This window comes from Azospirillum argentinense, from assembly GCF_000632475.1.
GTDB lineage: Bacteria > Pseudomonadota > Alphaproteobacteria > Azospirillales > Azospirillaceae > Azospirillum > Azospirillum baldaniorum.
Map to the genome: position 1 here is coordinate 281319 of NZ_CP007795.1, position 18057 is coordinate 299375.

General features: G+C 71.9%; 5 protein-coding genes. All 5 read right to left on the bottom strand.

All coding sequences use genetic code 11. The features are described 5' to 3' along the window. Nucleotides 1-232: 232 nt before the first annotated feature. The 5 genes from ABAZ39_RS23820 to ABAZ39_RS23840 are packed head-to-tail and all read right to left on the bottom strand — an operon-like array spanning nucleotide 233 to nucleotide 17931. Nucleotides 233-1042 carry a thioesterase II family protein gene (locus ABAZ39_RS23820; RefSeq protein ID WP_051658466.1) on the bottom strand — a complete coding sequence of 270 codons (810 nt, stop codon included), beginning with the start codon at nucleotides 1040-1042 and terminating at the stop codon, nucleotides 233-235. Then, entirely contained in the window at nucleotides 1042-2694 is a 1653-nt protein-coding gene (locus ABAZ39_RS23825; protein ID WP_040136330.1) for a cyclic peptide export ABC transporter, read from the bottom strand. The genes ABAZ39_RS23820 and ABAZ39_RS23825 overlap by 1 nt, the downstream gene beginning before the upstream one ends. Next, nucleotides 2691-4340, bottom strand: a complete 1650-nt coding sequence (locus ABAZ39_RS23830; RefSeq protein ID WP_040136332.1) for an ATP-binding cassette domain-containing protein — start codon at nucleotides 4338-4340, stop codon at nucleotides 2691-2693. Before ABAZ39_RS23830 ends, ABAZ39_RS23825 begins: the two co-directional genes overlap by 4 nt. Then, nucleotides 4337-5338, bottom strand: coding sequence for a TauD/TfdA family dioxygenase (locus ABAZ39_RS23835; protein WP_040136334.1), 1002 nt, complete (start codon nucleotides 5336-5338; stop codon nucleotides 4337-4339). The genes ABAZ39_RS23830 and ABAZ39_RS23835 overlap by 4 nt, the downstream gene beginning before the upstream one ends. After that, the gene (locus ABAZ39_RS23840) at nucleotides 5335-17931 is read right to left on the bottom strand and encodes a non-ribosomal peptide synthetase (RefSeq protein ID WP_040136336.1); all 12597 of its coding nucleotides are present in this window, start codon (nucleotides 17929-17931) and stop codon (nucleotides 5335-5337) included. The genes ABAZ39_RS23835 and ABAZ39_RS23840 overlap by 4 nt, the downstream gene beginning before the upstream one ends. Nucleotides 17932-18057 lie beyond the last annotated feature (126 nt).

Genomic DNA, 18057 nt, shown 5'->3' on the forward strand with positions numbered 1-18057 from the left:
CCGGGCAAACGCATTTGGAATCCCCTCTCCCCCTCCGGGGAGAGGGTTAGGGTGAGGGGGATGCGCTTTTGCCGGACGTACCGCCGCGCGCAACCCCCTCACCGGCCCTTCGGGCCACCCTCTCCCCAGAGGGGAGAGGGCTAGGAAAGACCAAATGCGAATGCCCCGACCTCGCAGGAACGGCCCGCTCCGAAAACGCCGCCGGTGGTGGCCGGCGGCACCGTCATATGGGCTAACGAATGCAGTTGTTTTCGTCAAAGGATTTGCCATCAAAAAGAATGTCCACGCTCGATAGTGGTTTCATAAATTTTCCATCGTCAGATATTTGACAATCACCGCGCGCTGCCCGTGCAGGAAAAAATGGCCGCCGGGAAGCGTGCGCAGGCTGAAAACCCGCCCCGGCCAGCCGTTCCCACCCGGCGAGCTCTTCCACCGTGGCCTCGGTATCCTCCGCCCCGGCGAAGGCCAGGATCGGCACCGGAAGCGGTGGTGGATCAGGTTCGAGGAAGGCGTCGGACATGGCGAAGTCGGCGCGCAGCATGGGCAGCATCAGTTCCATCAGGTCGTCGCAGGCCAGCACCTCGGGCGGGGTGCCGCCCAGCGTGGCGAGGCGGGCGCGGAAGGCCGCGTCGTCCAGGCCATGGACGGGTGGCCGCCGCGACGCGAGGTGCGGTGGCCGGCGCCCTGACACGGCCAGCAGGGCGGGTGAATGGCCCCGCGCCACCAGAGCGCGGGCCGTGGCGTAGGCCAGCGTGGCGCCCAGCGAGTGGCCGAACAGGATCAGCGGGCGGTCCCCCAGCGGTTCCAGCGCGGCCAGCAGGGCAGGCACGGCGTCCCCGATCCGATGCAGCGGCGACTCGCCGATGCGGCTCTCTCGCCCAGGCAAGCGCACGGCCAGCAGCTCAGTGTCCGAACCGACGGCCGAGGCCCAGTCGCGGAAGACGGCGGCGCCGGCCCCGGCGTAGGGGAAGCAGACCAAGGAGCGGCGCGGCGCCGAAACCGCTCGGAAACCTTGAAGCCAGGAGGACAGGGGCGGGGCCATCACGCCGGCTCCAGCGCGAACAGGTGATGGTGGCCGTGGCCTTCCTCGATGCGGCCCTCGTTCATGTGATAGATGCGGTCGGCGAGGCCGAACCAGCGCTCGTCGTGGGTTACGCAGATGACGATCTTGCCCAACGCCTTCAGCTCCGGCAGCAGCTCCTCGTAGAAGACGCGGCGGAAATGCGGGTCCTGGTCGGCGGCCCATTCGTCCAGCACGATCACCGGCTTGTCCTCAAGCTGGGCGACGACGAGGGCGAGGCGCTTGCGCTGGCCGGTGGACAGGGAAACGGTGCTGAAGCCGCCGTTGGCGACCGTCACCTTGTCCTGCATCTCCAGCCGCTCCAGCAGGACGCGGACGCGCGCCGGGTCGGGATCGGCGACGCCGTAGAGGCGGCGCGACAGGTGATAGTCGGAGAAGATGGCCGAGATCATGTCGCGGTAGCTCTGCATCCGCTCCGCCGGCACCGGCTCCCCGTCGGCGAGCAACTCGCCGCCGCTCAATGGCATCAGCCCGGTCAGCAGGCGCAGCATCGTGGATTTGCCGGAGCCGTTGCCGCCGGTGACGAAGGTCATCTCGCCCGCCCGGAACTCCGCCGACAGCGGCCCCACGGCAAAGACGGGCGCGCCCGCGTCATCGTGATAGGCGAAGGTGGCGTCGGTCAGCGCGATGCGCGTGGGCGGGCCGGGCAGCCGCTCCGTCCCCTCGTCCGGGGCGCTTCCGGCGGCGGCGCGCAGCCGCTCCTCCATCGCCTCGATGTTGGACAGGGCCATCTCGGTCTGGGCGACCAGCGGGGTGACGAAGGACACGGTGCTGACCGGCCCGACGATGAACAGCGCCGCCGTGGTCGCCGCCACCACCACCGCGTGATAGCCGGTGGTGAACAGCGGTACGACGAAGACCATCATGCCGATCAGTGTGTAGAACATCGCCTCGACCAGCGCGAAGTTGCGGCCCCACCGCTCCTTCATGTCCACGTTCACCGCGCGCGCCCGGGACGAGGCGTCGGCGAGGTCGCGGATCAGCCCGTCGCCGCGGCGGCGGTTCATCCGCACCTCCTTGAAGCCGCGCAGCAGGTCGGTCAGCCCGTCGAAGACGCGCGTCTCGGCCGCCGCCGCCTCCACCATGCTGCGGCGCAGGCGCTGCACCCGCGCGACCTTCACGGCCACGGCGATCCCGGCGAAGGCGAAGGCCATCACGCAGGCCAGCGGCGACAGCCAGGCCAGATAGACCGCCAGGAAGGCCAGCATCACCGCCTGCTGCCCGCCGATCGCCAGAAGCGGCAGGGACTGAGCCAGCGTCTGGGTGTCCTGGGTCAGCACGCCGTGCAGCGACGCCCGCCCGATGCGGTCCACGGTCACGAGGTCGGCGCGGCGCACCAGATCGAACAGGCCCAGGCGGATCTTGTGAATCAGCCGCTCGGCGTCCTGGGACGCGGTGACCAGCGCGTAATTGTGGGTCACCCCGAACAGCGTCACCGTGACCGCGTACATCACCAGAAGCCGCGGGCTGAGGATGCCCTTGGCGGCGTCCTTGGCGGCGGCGTCGACCAGCCAGAGCAGCGCCGCGGTGGCGATCGCCGACAGGACGTTCATCAAAGCGAGCGTGCGCAGATTCTCCGGAAGCTCGCGCAGGACGATGGCGGCCAGCCTCATGCCACGCCCTCCACCCTATGGGCGAGTTCGGTCAGTTGGCCTTCCTCCATGTGCAGGCGGCGGTCGGCGACGTCGAAATAATGGTCGTCGTGGGTCACCGCCACGATGGTCAGGCCGCGCCGCTTCAGCTCCGGCACGACCTCCCGGTAGAACTTGAAGCGGAAATGCGGGTCCTGGTCGGCGGCCCATTCGTCGAGGATCAGGATCGGCGCCTTCTCCAGGACCGCGGCGACGAGACCCAGCCGCTTGCGCTGCCCGGCGGACAGGTCGCGCCGCCCGAAGCGGTCGCCGTCCAGAGCGGTGACCCGCTCCATCTCCATCCAGCGCATCAACTCGGCGGCCTCGACAGGGTTGAGGGCGTCCTGGCCGTAGAGGCGGGCGAACAGGTGGAAGTCGGCGAAGACGGTCGCCATCAGCTCGCGGTAGGCGGCGATGCGCTGCGGCCCGACCGGCACCCCGTCCACCGTGATTCGCCCGCGCAGCGGGTGGTAGAGGCCGGTCAGCAGCTTGATGAAGGTCGATTTTCCCGATCCGTTGCCGCCGGTGATGAAGATTACCTCGCCGCGCCGGATGGTCAGGTCGAAGGGGCCGACCGCGAAGGGCGGCTCGCCCGGCGGGGCGGGGAAGGCGAACTCCACCCCCTCCATCCGCAATTCGGCGAAATTGGCGGGCACCGGCAGGGCGGGGCCGTCGCTTCCGGCCTCCGCCAACTCCGAAAGCTGGCCTTCCAGGGCCATCATGCGCCCGGCGGCGGCCTCCGCGGCGCTCATCACCGCCAGCGACTGCATCAGCCCGAAGACCGGGGCCGACATGAAGAAGATGGCGGCGGTGATCTTCACCAGCTCCGCCGAGATGGCGCTGGAGTAGGACGGCACCACGAAGACGACCACGCCCAGCATCAGGTTGAAGGCGCATTCGCCGAACACGAACTGCTGCCAAGTGTGCAGATGCACCGCGCCGCGGGCCGTGGTGGTGCGGCCGGATACGGTGGCGAAGGCGGCGTTCAGGTCGCGGCTGCGGGCGCTGTTCAGCCGCTGTTCCTTGAATCCGTCGAACAGGTCCGACACGCCTTCGAACAGGGCGGCCTCCTCGGTCGTCATGGCGCGCTGCCGCTCCTCCAGCGCGCGGCCCAGCCGGATGTAGAACCATGTCCCGGCGCCGAGCAGCCCGCCGATCAGCAGGAAGGCGACCGGCGAGATGGTGGCGATGTAGAGCAGGATCGTCCCGGTCAGCAAGACCGAGCGCACCGTCAGCGCCAGGAATTGCGAGTTCTGCGAGATGAGCTGGCTGCTCTGCGTCACGCTTTCGAACAGCGGGGTCTGGCCGAAGCGTTCCAGTTTCCACAGGTCGGCGCGGCGGATCTGGTCGAGCAGTCGCATGCGCAGGCTGTCCACCACCTCTTCCGCGTCCGCCGACAGGTGGGCGACCATGCGGCCTTCCAGGAGCATGTAGAGGAGGACGCTGGCGACGAAGGCGGCGGCCAGCGGCACGTTGACGAAGTCGGCCTTCTCCGCGGCGATCTCCTCCGCCCCGCGGTTGACCAGGGCCAGCACCAGCGTGGAGAAGAGGGCCGACCCCAGCGCATAGAGAACCAGCCGGCGCAGCGGCGCCGGTCCCAGCCGTCCCAGCAGGCGGAGGAGGTTCATCGCGCGTGATCCTGCGGGGTGCCGTCGTCGATGCGGATGCGCAGCGCGTGGCGGTCCGGGTCGGCGAAGGCGCCGCGCCCGTGGAGCGCCTCGTGGTTGTTCATCGCCAGCAGGCTGTCGGACTCCATGAAGGTCTCCAGCCGCCGCGCCGGGTTGTCCAGTTCCGCCTGGAGGATGGCAAGCGCGCGGCGGACCTCCGGGGTGTCGTGCTCCGGTCGGGCGGCGAGGCCGCGGCGCAGCGTGTCGGTGCGGAAGCGGATGAGCGGGCGGTCGCCGAAGACGGTGGCGAAGGTCACCTCCACCGCGTCGCGCGACCCGGTGCGGGTGAAGGTGGCGGGAATGCGGAAGGGCAGCGCCGTCCGCGACAGCAGGTCGAGCGCCCAGCGCCCCTCCTCACTGCCGGCCAGAGCCGCGCGGACGCAGCGGGCGTCGCGCAGGCTGGACCGCCCGCCGCCGCAGGCCGCCGCCCGGGCGAAATAGAGCAGCATGTAGCGTTCGGGAGTCGAGAAATACTGGGTGTCGGTGTGGAAGTCGGCCTCGTCGGCGTGCTCGGAGAAGGTGGAGGCGCCGCCGCTGCGGACCAGTTCGGGGCGGACCTTGATGTCCCACACCACCTTGCGGTCGATCCGGTCGGTCGCGGTCGGTGCGCCCATGCACACCGCCAGTGCGTAAAGCAGGCGGCGCCGAGTGTCGAGATCGTGGCGGCCGAGGTGGGCGCGGCGGATCAGCACGCCGCTGTGGCTGGTCTCGAGCCGGTCGCGGATCGCCGTGGCCAGGGCGGACAGGCCGGGCGCGGCCTCCGCCAGCTCGCCGCGCAGCTCGGTTTCCCGCCCGTCCGGGACGAGGACGGCGGCGTCGGTCTCCGCCCCGTGGCGGGCGACCAGAACGGCCAGCACGCGCGCCGTCTCCGCGTCGGGCAGCGGCTCGGCGGTGAATTCCCCGGTGCGGAAGCCGAGATCCTGGACATGGGTGAGCATGATGGCTCCGAAGGCGTTCATCGGGAGAAGAGGTCCGCGGCGGCGCGCAGCATGTCGGCCTGCCCGGCGCGGGGAACCGGCGGCCAGCCGAAGCCCATGCGGCCGAGAAGCCCTTGCGTGCGCTCGGAGGTCAGCTCCTGCCGCCGGCCGCGCGCCTGGGGGGAGCGCCCGCTGTAGAGCCCGAAGCCCTCCAGCGTCTGGGCAAGTGCGCCGTCCATGTCGGGTTCGCCGATAGCGCGCTCCAGCCGGTCGAGCAGCGCGTCGAAACCGACCGCCCGCACCGCGCCCGCCATGCCCGCCGCCGAGGTGACGAAATCGGCCAGCGTGTCGCGGCGGTGATTCTCCACATGGTGCGTCTCGTTGGCGAGGCCGGCGGCACCGGCCAGCAGAGCCACCGCGCGGGCCACGAGATCGACGTGGCACAGCCAGACGTGCGAATCGTCGGGCACCACCCCCAGCCGCACGAAGGCGGCCAGTTGCCGGAAGAAGGCGTTGTCCCGCAGGTTCAGCTGAAGCGGCCCGCCCTCCGCCGCGAAGACGACGTTGCCGACGCGGTGGATGCTGGCGTTGCGCAGATCGCCGCGCGCCGCCGTGACCAGCCGCTCCGCCTCCTGCTTGCTGCGGACGTAGTAGTTCTCGTCGAGGACGTCCGGCACTGCGTCGTACTCGGTGACCAGTTTGAAGCCGTCGTCCGGCGCCTTGCCGGTGACCGACAGGGTGGAGATCAGGTGGAAGTCCGCCGGGTCGCCGCGCCGCGCGGCGGCGAGGTCGAGGAGCCGGCGCGTCGCCTCCACATTGTCGGCGTGAAACTCCGCGTAATGGCCGAAATGATTGACGTTGGCGGCGCAGTGGAAGACCGCCCGCACCCCCTCCGCCAGCGCGCCGTGCACCGTGGGGGCAAGGCCCAGCCCGTCGCGGCGCAGGTCGCCGGCCCGCACGGTCAAGCGCGGGTCGCCGATCAGCATGGCCCCGCCCGCCGTCCCGAAATAGCCGGCCAGCACGCGGCCCAGCCGGGCGTGGGCGGTCCCGTCGTCGCTCCCGCGGACCAGGGCGGTCACCTTCTGCGCCGTATCGGAGAGCAGCTCCCGCAGCAGATAGGCGCCGAGATAACCGGTGGCGCCGGTCAGCAGCACCTCGGCATGGTCGCTCCGCTCCGTCCCGTCGAAGGCGTCGTAGGCCGCGTTCCGCGCCTCGTAGGCTTGCTGCTGCTCGGCCAGCGCCCGGTCGCGGGCGGCGTCGAAGGTGGGCAGGGTCGCCTGATAGTCCCGCCAATGGGATCGGACAGCGGCGATCACCCGGTGCAGGTGATCCGGCTGGGGCCGCAGGCGCAATGCGAAATCCGCCAGCACCGGAGCTTCGTAGAGATCGTTGATCTTGCAGGCGAACTCTCGGCGCAGGCGGTTGACCACGGCGATCGCCCGCAGGCTGTCGCCGCCCAGCTCGAAGAAGCCGGCCTCCCGCCCCGGAACGGGCCGCTGGAGCTGCTCCGCCCACAGCTCGGCCACCCGCTGCTCCACCGCGTTGCGCGGCGGGGTGTAGGCGCCCGAGGCTGTGCCTTCGGAGGGCGCGTGGTCGGCCAGCGCTTGCAGCAGCGCCTTGCGGTCGACCTTGCCGGCCACGGTCACCGGAATCGCCGGCACCATGATCACCGCCGCCGGCACCATGTAGGCGGGCAGCGCCGCCGCCGCATGGGTGGCCCAGGCGGCCTGCGTCGGCTCCGTGGCGTCGGGCGCGAGGCTGACGAAGGCCCACAGCGTCTGGGCGCCGCCCGGCGGTGTGTCCACCAGGGCCACCGCCTGCTGTACGCCGGGGTAGGATTCCAGCCGGTGCTCGATCTCGCCCAGCTCGACGCGCTGGCCGCGCAGCTTCACCTGGCCGTCGGACCGTCCGAGCACCAGCAGTTCGCCATTGGGCAGCCAGCGGCCGAGGTCACCGGTGCGGTAGCGGCGGCCCTTCGGCGTCTCGACGAAGGCGGCGGCGGTCAGGTCGGGCCGGTTCAGGTAGCCAATGGCCAGCCCCAGGCCGCTCAGCCAGACATGGCCGATGGCGCCAGGGGGCACCGGTTCCCCGTCCTCGTCCAGGATGTGGATGGCGGTGTTGGGCAGCGGGCGCCCGGCGCTCATCCACGGCGAGTCCGGGGACAGGATGCCGATGCTGGCCGCGGCGGTGTTCTCGGTCGGGCCATAGCCGTTGATGTAGCGCAGCCGGGCCGCGTAGTGCAGGGCGTCGGCGGCGTTGGGCGGTTCGCCCACCGTCATCAGGATGCGCAGGGTCGGCAGGTCCGCCTGCTCGAACAGCCGCAGGTAGGAGGGCGGCAGGGTGGCGGAGGTGACGCCCAGCCGCTCCATCTTGGCGCGCAGCCCGGCGGTGTCGTCCATCTCGGCGCGGCGGATCGGAACCAGCGCGCCACCCGTCGCCCAGGTCATCACGGAATCGGAGATCCAGGCGTCGAAGGAGGGGGAAGAGCTGAGAAGTGTCCGCTCGTCCGGCTGGACGCCCATCATCCGCGCCATCGACAGGCCAAGGTTCAGCATGCCGCCATGATGCAGCACGACGCCCTTCGGCACTCCGGTGGACCCCGAGGTGTGGATGATGTAGGCGGGATCGCCGGGACCGCTGCGTTCCCCGGCCTCCGGCTCATGGGCGTGGGCGGCGCGGAACTCCTCGGTCAGGGCTTCCGGGCGGAGGACGGCGTATCCGGCCTGCGCCAGCGCGTCGGGCAGGGGGTGGCCGTCCAGCGCCACGACGACACGGATGGCGGCGTCGCGGGCGATGAAGGCCAGCCGGTCCGCCGGCAGGTCACGGGTCAGCGGCAGATAGGCGGCCCCGGCCTTCCAGATCGCCAGCACCGCCTCGGGCAGGGCGGGCGAGCGCTCCGTCAGGACGCCGACCGTGTCGCCGGCCCGCACGCCCTGCGCCAGCAGCGCATGGGCCAACGCGTTGGCGCGGGCGTTCATCGCGGCGTAGCTGACCGCGCCGTCGTCGGTCATGAGGGCCGGGCGATCCGGCTGCGAGCGCGCCAGTGCGGCGAACTGGTGGTGGAAGCAGGGAACCGGGTGTGGCATCGCCGGGCCGCGCTCCCACACGGCGAGCAGCGTTTCCTCGTCCGGCAACAGCGCGGGCAGCGGTTCGCCCGGCGCCCGCTGCGGATCGGCCAGCCGCCGCGCCCAGCCGGCCAGCGCCGCGGTCCAGGCCTGCGCGGTCTCCCGCTCGTAGAGGGCGGCGTTGGCATAGAGCTGAAGGACCAGCCCGCCGTCCGCCTGCCCCTCATGCACCAGGACAAGGTCCTGGGCGGGGGCGTTGCGGCGCAGCTCGTAGCGGATATCCCCGTCGTCGGAGGCGTCGATGGCCGCGAAGCGGAGCCCGTCACCTTGCAGGGCGGGCATCGCCGGATTTTCCGTCACCGCCAGATCGAACAGCGGGTAGCGTGCCGGATGATGCGGCTGCGGCTGGCTGCGGCGGAATTCCTGGTGGATGCGGGCAAAGGGCTGGAGGCCATGGCGCAGCGCTTCCGCCAGACGGCGTTGCGTGGCCTTGACCGCCTGTTCCCGCAACTCGCTCCGGTCGACCCGGAAGGGCACCGGCAGCATGTTGATGAAGTAGCCGATAACGCCCGCCTCCTCCGCCGTCTCGCGGGTGGAAGTGGCGGTGCCCATCAGGAACGTCGTCCGGCCGGTGCGGCGGCGCACCTCATACGCCATCAGGGTCATCATCAGGGCGTGCAGGCTGGCGCCGTTGCGCCGGGCGAGGGCGCGCAACGCCTCCGCCACGTCGGGGGCGAGGCGGACGCGGTGGCAGTGGCTTCCCTTGACCGTTTCCGCGTTGCGCACCGGCGGACGGGGTTTGTCGAGCGGCCATTCCTCGAAGGCGGCGTGGTCGATTCCGGCGAGCAGGTGCCGCCAATGCTCCGCGTCAGTCTGGGCGGCCTCGCCGGCGAGATAGGCCTCCTCCCGTGCGGCGGAACGGCCGAAGCCGGGCGCGCGGTCGGGCAGGGGAACCCCGCGCAGCAGTTCTGCGAGGTCGTTCGCCAGAAGGCCGAGCGACAGGCCGTCGCCGATGGAATGGTGCAGCGCCAGCCAGAACAGGGCGCCTCCGTCCGCCACCCGCACCAGCCCGGCCCGCCACAGCGGCGGAGCGGCCATGGTGAAGGGTTCGGTCTGGCGCGCCCGGATGCGTTCCAGGGCGGTGGGACGGTCGGGCGCCGTCGAAATCTCCAGACCGGCAGTCGTCGAATGGACAGTCCGGCGGAGCGTGCGGCCTTCGTCCTCTTGGAAGCCGGTGCGCAGGGCCTCGTGCCGCTCGGCCAGGGCGGTCCAGGCGGCTTGCCAGCGGTCGTCGGCCGGGGTGTCGCCCTCCACCGCCAATGTCAGGGGGATGGTGAAGCCGCAGGTGTCCAGCCCGGCCTGCTCGGCCACCCAGAACTCCCGCTGGCCTTCGGTCGCGCGGTCGGATTCGGCGTCGGATTGGATATTCGTGGGTGCGGCGGCGGCGAGGCGGGCGGCAAAACCGCGTAGGGTCGGCTCGGTGAACAGGTCGCGGGCGGAGACCGGCCGCCCCAGTTCCGTCTCCAGAGCGTGGGCGACGGCGATGGCGAGCAGGCTGTGGCCGCCAAGCGCGAAGAAATTGTCGTCGCGCCAGACCGGGCCGCGGTTCAGCCGCTCCGCCCAGACGCGGGCCACGGTTTCCTCAAGCCGGCCTTGCGGCGCCGTCTGCGCGCCCTGCGTGGCGTGGCCGGCGATCAGCTCTTGCAAGGCCGCGCGGTCCACCTTGCCGGACGCCGTGACCGGCACCGTCTCCACCGCGATCACCCCGGCCGGGATCATCACCGCGGGCAGCCGTTCGGCCAGCCAGCCGCGCCAGGACTCCTCCGCCGGGACCAGCTTGCCGGGGGTGGGGCGGGCGAAGGCCCACAGGCTCTGCGCGGCACCGGCCTTGCCCTGCACCAGAGCCACCGCCTGCGCGATGTCCGGGTGGGCGCCCAGCGCCTGTTCGATCTCGCCGAGTTCGATGCGGATGCCGTTCAGCTTCACCTGATCGTCGATGCGGCCCAGCACTTCCAACTCGCCGTCGGCGCGCCAGCGCCCGAGGTCGCCGGAGCGGTACAGCCGTCCGGCGCCCGTCCCGACGAAGACCGCCGCCTCCTGCTCCGGACGGTTCAGATAACCGCGGGCGAGGTTGGCGCCGCCCAGCCAGATCTCCCCAACCGCGCCCGGCGGCACCGGGCGGCCCGCCGCGTCGCGGATGTGGACTGACGTGTTGGGCAGCGGTCGGCCGACGGGCAGGAAGCCCCGGTCCTCCGCGCCCAGCAGCCCCATGGCGCTGGTGATGGTGTTCTCGGTCGGGCCGTAGGCGTTGTAGTAGCGCAGCCGCCCGGCGTAGGTCCGGACGTCGGCCGCCAAGGGCGCCTCGCCCCCGGTCACCAGAATGCGCAGCGACGGCAACTCCGCCCCGTCGAACAGGCGCAGATAGGTCGGGGTGAGATCGGCGACGGTCACCCGCTGCTCCGCCAGGAAGGCGATCAGGCGGGCCGGCGCGCTCAGCACCTCGTAGGGAACGGCGCAGAGCGCCGCCCCGGCGGCCAGCGGCACGCCGATGTCCGACAGCGACACGTCGAAGGAGGGCGAGGCGAACATCAGCGTCCGGTCCCCGGCGGTCAGGCCGAAGGTCTCGACGGCGCCCAAGACCATGTTCACGTAGGCGCCGTGGCTGACCGGCGTGCCCTTGGGCCGGCCGGTGGAACCGGAGGTGTAGAGGATGTAGGCGATGTCCTCCGGTCCGGTCGCGGCCTGTGGACGGTGGGCTTGCGGACGGTGGGCGTGCGCCGTGCGGAAATCGGCGGAGAGGTCCTCCGGACGCAGAAGCGGCAGGGCCGACAGCGCGTCGGGCACCGCAGCGCCGTCCAGCGCCAGCAGCAGGGCCGCCCCGGCGTCTCCGGCGATGAAGGCCAGCCGTTCGGCCGGCAGGTTGGCGGCGAGCGGCAGATACACCGCGCCGGCCTTCCACACGCCAAGAAGCGCGGCGGGCAGGTTGGGGGAGCGGCCGGTCAGCACGCCGACCACGCTGCCGCGCTCCGCCCCATGCTCCTTCAGGGCGTGGGCGATGGCGTTGGCGTCTGCTTCCACGGTGCGGTAGGTCAGAACGCGGTCGGTGCCGATGACCGCCGGGCGTCCGCCCTGGCCGGTGCCGGGCCGGTCGATCAGCCGCTCGAACAGCGCGTGGAAGGGCAGCGCCGGGCGCTCCGCCGCCGGGCCGTGCTCCCACGCCGCGAGCGTCATCTCCTCTTCCGGCAACAGTTCGGGCGGTGACACGTCGGCGCGGGCGGCGTCGCTGCCCAGCCAGCGCGCCCAGCCGGCCAGCGCCTCGAACCAGCGCTCCGCCGTATCCCTGGCGTAGAGCGCGGCGTTGACGTGCCATTGCAGCAGCAGCCCGCCGTCGGCCAGCCCTTCATGGATCAGCACCATGTCCTGGCCCGGCGAATGGCCGGTGCGTTCGTAGGCCGGCCCGTCGCCATCGGGGCGGACGAGGCGCAGCGGGCCGAAGGTGGGCGCGCTTTGCGGATTTTCCGTCACCGCGATGTCGAACAGCGGGTAGCGGGCCGGGTCGCGCCGCTGCGGGCGATCCGCCCAGAAGCCGTGACAGATCCGCGCGAAGGGCAGGCAGGCGTGCTGGAGCGCGTCGGCCAGGGCCGCCTGGGTGGCGCGCAGCTCCGCCCCGAAGGGGAAACCGGCAGCGGGACGGAGGGCCAGCGGCAGCATGTTCACGCCGTAACCGACGACCCGCGCATCCTCGGCGGTTTCCCGGATGTCGCCGGTCGTGCCGATGGTGACGGCGCCGCGCCCGGTGCGCCGCCGCACCTCGCGCGCCAGCAAGGTCAACAGGACGGCGTGCAGGCTGGCCTCGTTCCGGCGGGCGACGGCCTTCAGCCCCGAGGCGGTGGCTGGGTCCAACCGCAACTCGAAGCGGTGGCTGCCCGGCGCGGCCCCGGCGGCGCGCGGCGTGTCGAGCGGCCAGTCGTCGAACGCCTCGGCGGGCAGAGCGGACAGCAGGTTCCGCCAATGGGCCTCGTCCGTCGCGCGGTCCGGGCCGTCCAGATAGCGCCGCTCGCGGGCGGCCATGGCGGCGTAGCGGACGGGCCGAGGAGGCAGGGTCTCTCCCGCCAGCAACGCGGTCAGCTCCTCCAGCAGGATGCCGACCGAGCGCCCATCGCCGATGGAATGATGCATCGCCATCCAGAACAGCGGCGCGCCGCCATCCGCCAGCGTCACCAGCCCGGCGCGCCACAGCGGCGCGGTCGCCATGGCGAATGGTTGGCCTTGGCGGGCGCGGATGTGGACCAGTGCCGCGGCGCAGTCGGGTTGCTTGGACAGCTCCGGAGTGACGTCGATGGTGGGGGCGATGTGGCGGCGCAACCGCCCTTCGGCGTCCTCAGCGAAGGTCGTGCGCAGCGCCTCGTGCCGCTCGGCGAGCGCTGTCCAGGCGTCCGACCAGCGAGCCGCGTCCGGCAACTTCCCCTCCACGGCGCGGATCAGGGGAATGATGAAGGGCCGCGTGTCCAGTCCCGCCGCTTCGGCCACCCAGAACTCGCGCTCCCCTTCGGTGGCGAGGTCGGACTCGTCTGCGTCGGCCTGGGGCGTTTTCGCGTCGCGCAGTTCCGCCACCTTGCGGGCGAAGCCGGCCAGGGTGGGGGCGGCGAACAGGGTGCGCGCCGGGACGGCCACACCCAACTCCTGCGACAGCCGGTGCGCGATGGTCACCGCCAGCAGGCTGTTGCCGCCGAGCGCGAAGAAATTGTCGGTGCGCGCGACCTCCTCGCCCAACAGACGGCCCCACAGGGCGGCGATGCGGTGTTCGAGACCGTCCCGCGGTGCCGGACGCTCCGTCGTGGCGGTGTGGCCATCGGTATGGGCGAGGCGGAGCAGGGCGTCGCGGTCGATCTTTCCCGCCGGTGTCAGGGGGACCCTGTCCACCGCCGTCACGCTGGCCGGCACCATGAAGGCGGGCAGGCGGTCCGCCAGGAAGGCGCGCCACGCCTCCTCGTCGGGCAGGGTGGCGCCGTCCTTGGCACGGACGAAGGCGCGCAGTGCCTTGGTGCCCTCCGCCGCGGCGTCCACCAAGACGACGGCTTGGGCGGCGGCGGGGTGGGCCAGCAAATCCTGCTCGATCTCGGCAAGCTCGACGCGCTGGCCGTGCAGCTTCACCTGATGGTCGATGCGTCCGCACAGGACCAGTTGGCCGTCCGGCGTCCAGCGCCCGAGGTCGCCGGTGCGGTAGAAGCGGCCCTCCGTCGTCTCGACGAAGGCGCGCGCGGTCAGGTCGGGGTTGTTGAGGTAGCCGCGGGCGAGGCCCACCCCGCCCAGCCACACTTCCCCCGGCAGGCCCGGCGGAACCGGCGTGCCGTCCGGACGGCGCAGCGTGACCCGGCTGTTGGGCAGCGGGCGCCCGGCGGGCACCGGCCCGCCGCGTCCGCTGTCCGGCAGGATGCGCCCCATGGACGCGAGGATGCTCGCCTCCGTGGGGCCGTAGGCGTTCCAGAAGGCCAGGTCGGCGGCGTGGTGGCGGGCGTCGTCGGCGTTCGGCGCCTCTCCGCCGGTCAGCAGGACGCGCAGGCCGCGGAACGGCTTCTCCTGGCTGACCCGCAGGTAGGAGGGGGCGTGGAAGGCCACGGTGACGCCCAACTCGGTATAAGCATCCTTCAGCGCCCACGGATCGTCGCGCAGGTCCGGTGGCACGGGAACCAGCGCCATCCCATGCAGCAGCGCCAGCCCGAGTTCCCACAGCGAGGCGTCGAATCCCGGCGTCGCCGCCAGCGCCATCCGGTCGTCGGCCCGCAGGCCGACCGTCTCCCCGGTCGCCATCGCGGCGTTGAGGAAGCCGTCGTGACGGACCGCCACGCCCTTCGGATGCCCGGTCGTGCCGGAGGTGTAGATGATGTAGGCGAGGTCGTCCGGCGCCCCGGCCACGGTGGTCGGTGCGGCGGAGCCTTCGAGGATGTCCGGGCGGATCAGCGTCGGCACGGCCTCGGCCAAGGCGGGCGGAACGGGCTGGCCGTCCAGCGCGATCAGCAGCCGGACGCCGGCGTCGCGGACCATATAGGCCATGCGCTCTGGCGGCAGGTCCTGGGCCAGCGGCAGATAGGCCGCTCCGGCCTTCCAGACGCCGAGCACCGCCGCGGGCAGGCCCGGCGAGCAGCCGGTCAGCACCGCTACGGCCTCCTGCCGCGCCACACCGCAGCCCAGCAGCGCGGCGGCGATGCGGTCGGCGTCTCCGTTCAATTCGCCATAGGTTCGTAAGCCGCTGCTGGTCACGACGGCGGGGCGGTCCGTCTGGCGGGCGGCGATCTCCTCGAACAGTTCATGGGCGCGGCGGGCCGGGCGGGGGCGCTCCTCGCCGTGCTCCCAGCGGTCGAGAAGGGCCGTCTCCTCCGGCAGCAGCGCGGGCAGCGGAGAGTCCAGTCGCGTCGCGTCGGCGGCAAGCCAGCGCGCCCAAGCGGCGAAGCCGCCCAGCCAGGAGCGCGCCGTGGTCTCCGTGTAGACGTCCGGGTTCCACAGCAGCGCCAGTTCCAGCCCTTCGCCATCCTCCGCCGTCACCGGCTCGTGGCTGAAGGCGAGGTCGAGCCCGGCGGCGGGGTGGGCGAGCGCGCCGGGCAGGCGGCGCGGGGACAGCGACAGGCCGCTGGCCGGATCGGCGCTGGTCCGCGGCGGGTTGGCCGTCAACGCCACCGAGAAGAGGTTGGGGCGGGCGGGAGGCAGCGCGTTGGGCCGGCGCTGGCGGAATTCACGCTGGATCAGGTTGGCGGGCAGGGCGGCGTGTCCGACCGCCTCGGTCAGCGCGTCCTGGGTGGCCCGGACCTGCCCGTTCAGCGCTGCCGGGGTGCCGGGCAGGACGACCGGCACGAGAGTGACGAAATGCCCAACGGCGTCCTCCGCTCCCGCCGGGCGCAGCGAAACGCCGGTGCCCAGGATCAGGTCGGTTCGGCCGCCGCGCCGCCGCGTTTCTGCCGCCAGGATCGCCAGAAGCAGGCCGTGCAGGCCGACGCCCTGCGCCTTCGCAATCGCGGCGAGGGCCGCGGTGGTCGCGGCATTCAGCCGCTCCGCCAGGGGTGGGGCGGAGCGGCCGCCGGGCGTGGTGGGGCGGGGCTGGTCGAGCGGAAGCTCCTCGAACGCCTCCGGCGGCAGGGCGTCCAGCTTGGCGCTCCAGAAGGCGCGGTCCTGCGCCGCCCCGTCGGAACGGAGGTGGCGCGCCTCGTCCCGCGCCGCCAGCGCGATGCCGTGCGGCGCCGGCGGCAGGGGACGGGCCTGCAGCAGGGCGAGAACATCCTCCTGCACCGTGCGGGCGGACTGGCCGTCCACCACGGCGTGGTGCAGCACGAACCAGAACAGCGTCTCGTCGCCGGATTCGACGACCATCAAGCCGGCGCGGGCCAGCGGCGCCTCGGTCAGGGCGAAGGGCGTCTCGGCGTAGCCGGCGATCAGCTCCCGCGCCTCCTCCGGAACGTGGCAGCGGTCGATGGAAAAGCCGGCGGAGGGCGGCAGGGCGGTGATGGGAACCGTGCGCCAGCGCACCCGCCCGTCGGCGTCGGCGTGGAAGGCGGTGCGCAGGGCCGGGTGACGCGCCAGCAGGGCGGCCCAGGCGGCGCGCCAACGCTCCGCCTCCGGAACCGGGCCGTGCACCGAGAGGGCGCGCACGACGTGCGACCCGGCGGCGAGGCCGAGCTTGGCGGCGACCCAGAAATCCTCCTGACCGGCGGTGGCGGGACCACTGGTCAGGTCCGGCGGGGCGGTGTCCTCGTCCGTCTGCTCCGCGATGCGGCGGGCCAACACCTCCACCGTCCGGGAGGACAGGATCACCGGCACCGCCACCGGGTGGCCGAGCGCGTGCAAGCGCTGCCCCATCGCGATGGCGAGCAGGCTGGTCCCGCCGATCGCGAAGAACGGGTCGTCCCGCATCACAGGGCGGCTGTCCAGCACCTCCTCCCACACCGCGGCGATGGTCCGCTCCAGATCGCCCTGCGGCAGCGTTCCGCCGGTCGCACGAGGTGCGGAGAGAGCCTCCTCGGCAAGCGCCAGCAGGGCGCGGCGGTCGGCCTTGCCGGCGGAGTTGATCGGCATCCGCGCCACAGCCTTCACCTGCGCCGGCACCATGTAGGCGGGCAGGCTGCGGCCGAGGAAAGCGCGCCAGTCTTCCGACTGAGCCGCCTCCGGGTCGGCGCTCTCGACGATGGCGATCAGGCGGCCCTGCTGCTGAAGGGCTGCGGCGCGGCTGACCAGCGGGTGGCGCAGCAACGTGCGCTCGATCTCGCCCAGCGACACCGACTGGCCGGACACCTTCACCATGTCGTCGGCGCGGCCCAGCATCTCCAGCTCGCCGTCCACGTTCCAGCGCCCGAGGTCGTGCGTGCGGTAGGCGCGCCCGAAGCGCGTCTCGACGAAATTCTCCGCCGACAGCTCGGGCTGGTTCAGGTAGCCGCGCGAGACGCCCCGCCCGACGACGTGGATCTCCCCGATTTCGCCATCGGGGACCTCGTTGCCGTGGCGGTCCAGCAGATGGACGGCGTTGTTGGTGAAGGGACGCCCGCTGGGCAGCGGACCGTCGCCATGGGGTGGCACCTTGTGCATGCAGATGGTGCCGCAGACCTCGGTGGCTCCGTGCATGTTCCAATAGTCGAGGTGGCGGGCGTAATGCCGCGCGTCGTCGGGGTTCGGCCGCTCCCCGGCGGTCAGGATCATCCGCAGCCCCGCCGGAACCGCCCCGCGCAGAAGCCGCAGGTAGGAGGGGGTGAACAGGGCGATGGTCACACCCAGCCGGGTCATGTGGTCCAGCAGCCGCGCCGGATCGTCGATCAGCGCGCGCGAGGCCGGGACATAGGCGGCCCCGGAGAGCAGCGGCAGGCACAGCTCGCGGAAGCCCAGAATGAAGCCGGGGGAGGTGGACAGCAGCACCCGGTCGCCCGGCCCGACGCCCTGCGCCTCCGTGTGGCCGAGCGCCAGATTCACGCAGGCGTCGTGCTGGATCAGCACGCCCTTCGGCTGGCCGGTGGATCCGGAAGTGAAGAGGATGACCGCCAGCCCATTCACCGGGCCGGACCGGTTCGGGCGCTCCGCTGACTTGGCGAGGCTGTCCCCGTCCAGGGATTCGGGGCGCAGGACGGCCTGCGGTCGTTCCGTCCCGCCGTTGACGGACAGGGCATCGGCCAGCGCGTCCGGCGGGGTCAGCCCATCCAGCGCGATCAGCAGCCGCACTCCCGATTGCCGCGCCATGTTCGCCAGCCGCTCCGGCGGCAGGTCGGCGACCATTGGCACATAGACACCGCCCGCCTTGAGGATGCCGAGGAACGCCTGCGGCAGATGGCCCGACCGCTCTGTCAGCACGCCGACCGGCTCTTCCCGATGCAACCCGAAGGCCAGCAGCGCGTTGGCCAGCGCGTTGGCCGCCGCGTCCAACCCGGCGTAATCCAGAGTTCCGTTCTCCGTCACAACCGCCGCGGCGGTGGGGTGCCGGTCCGCAAGCCGTTCGAATCCCTCATGCAGACGAAGATCGGGCCAAAGTCTGACCGGCCCGAAGCTGTTGGACAGATGAAGGTGGTCGGTGGGGAGGTGCGGCGTGGTGTCGGGCATCGAAGTCCCCACAATTCCTTCGGCGTTGCAATGATCCGACGGGACAATTTGCGACAAGTTTTTACAGAAACGTCATATGCGTCCCAAAAAGGGATTAGATCGCCGAGAATACGTCCTAAAGGAGGA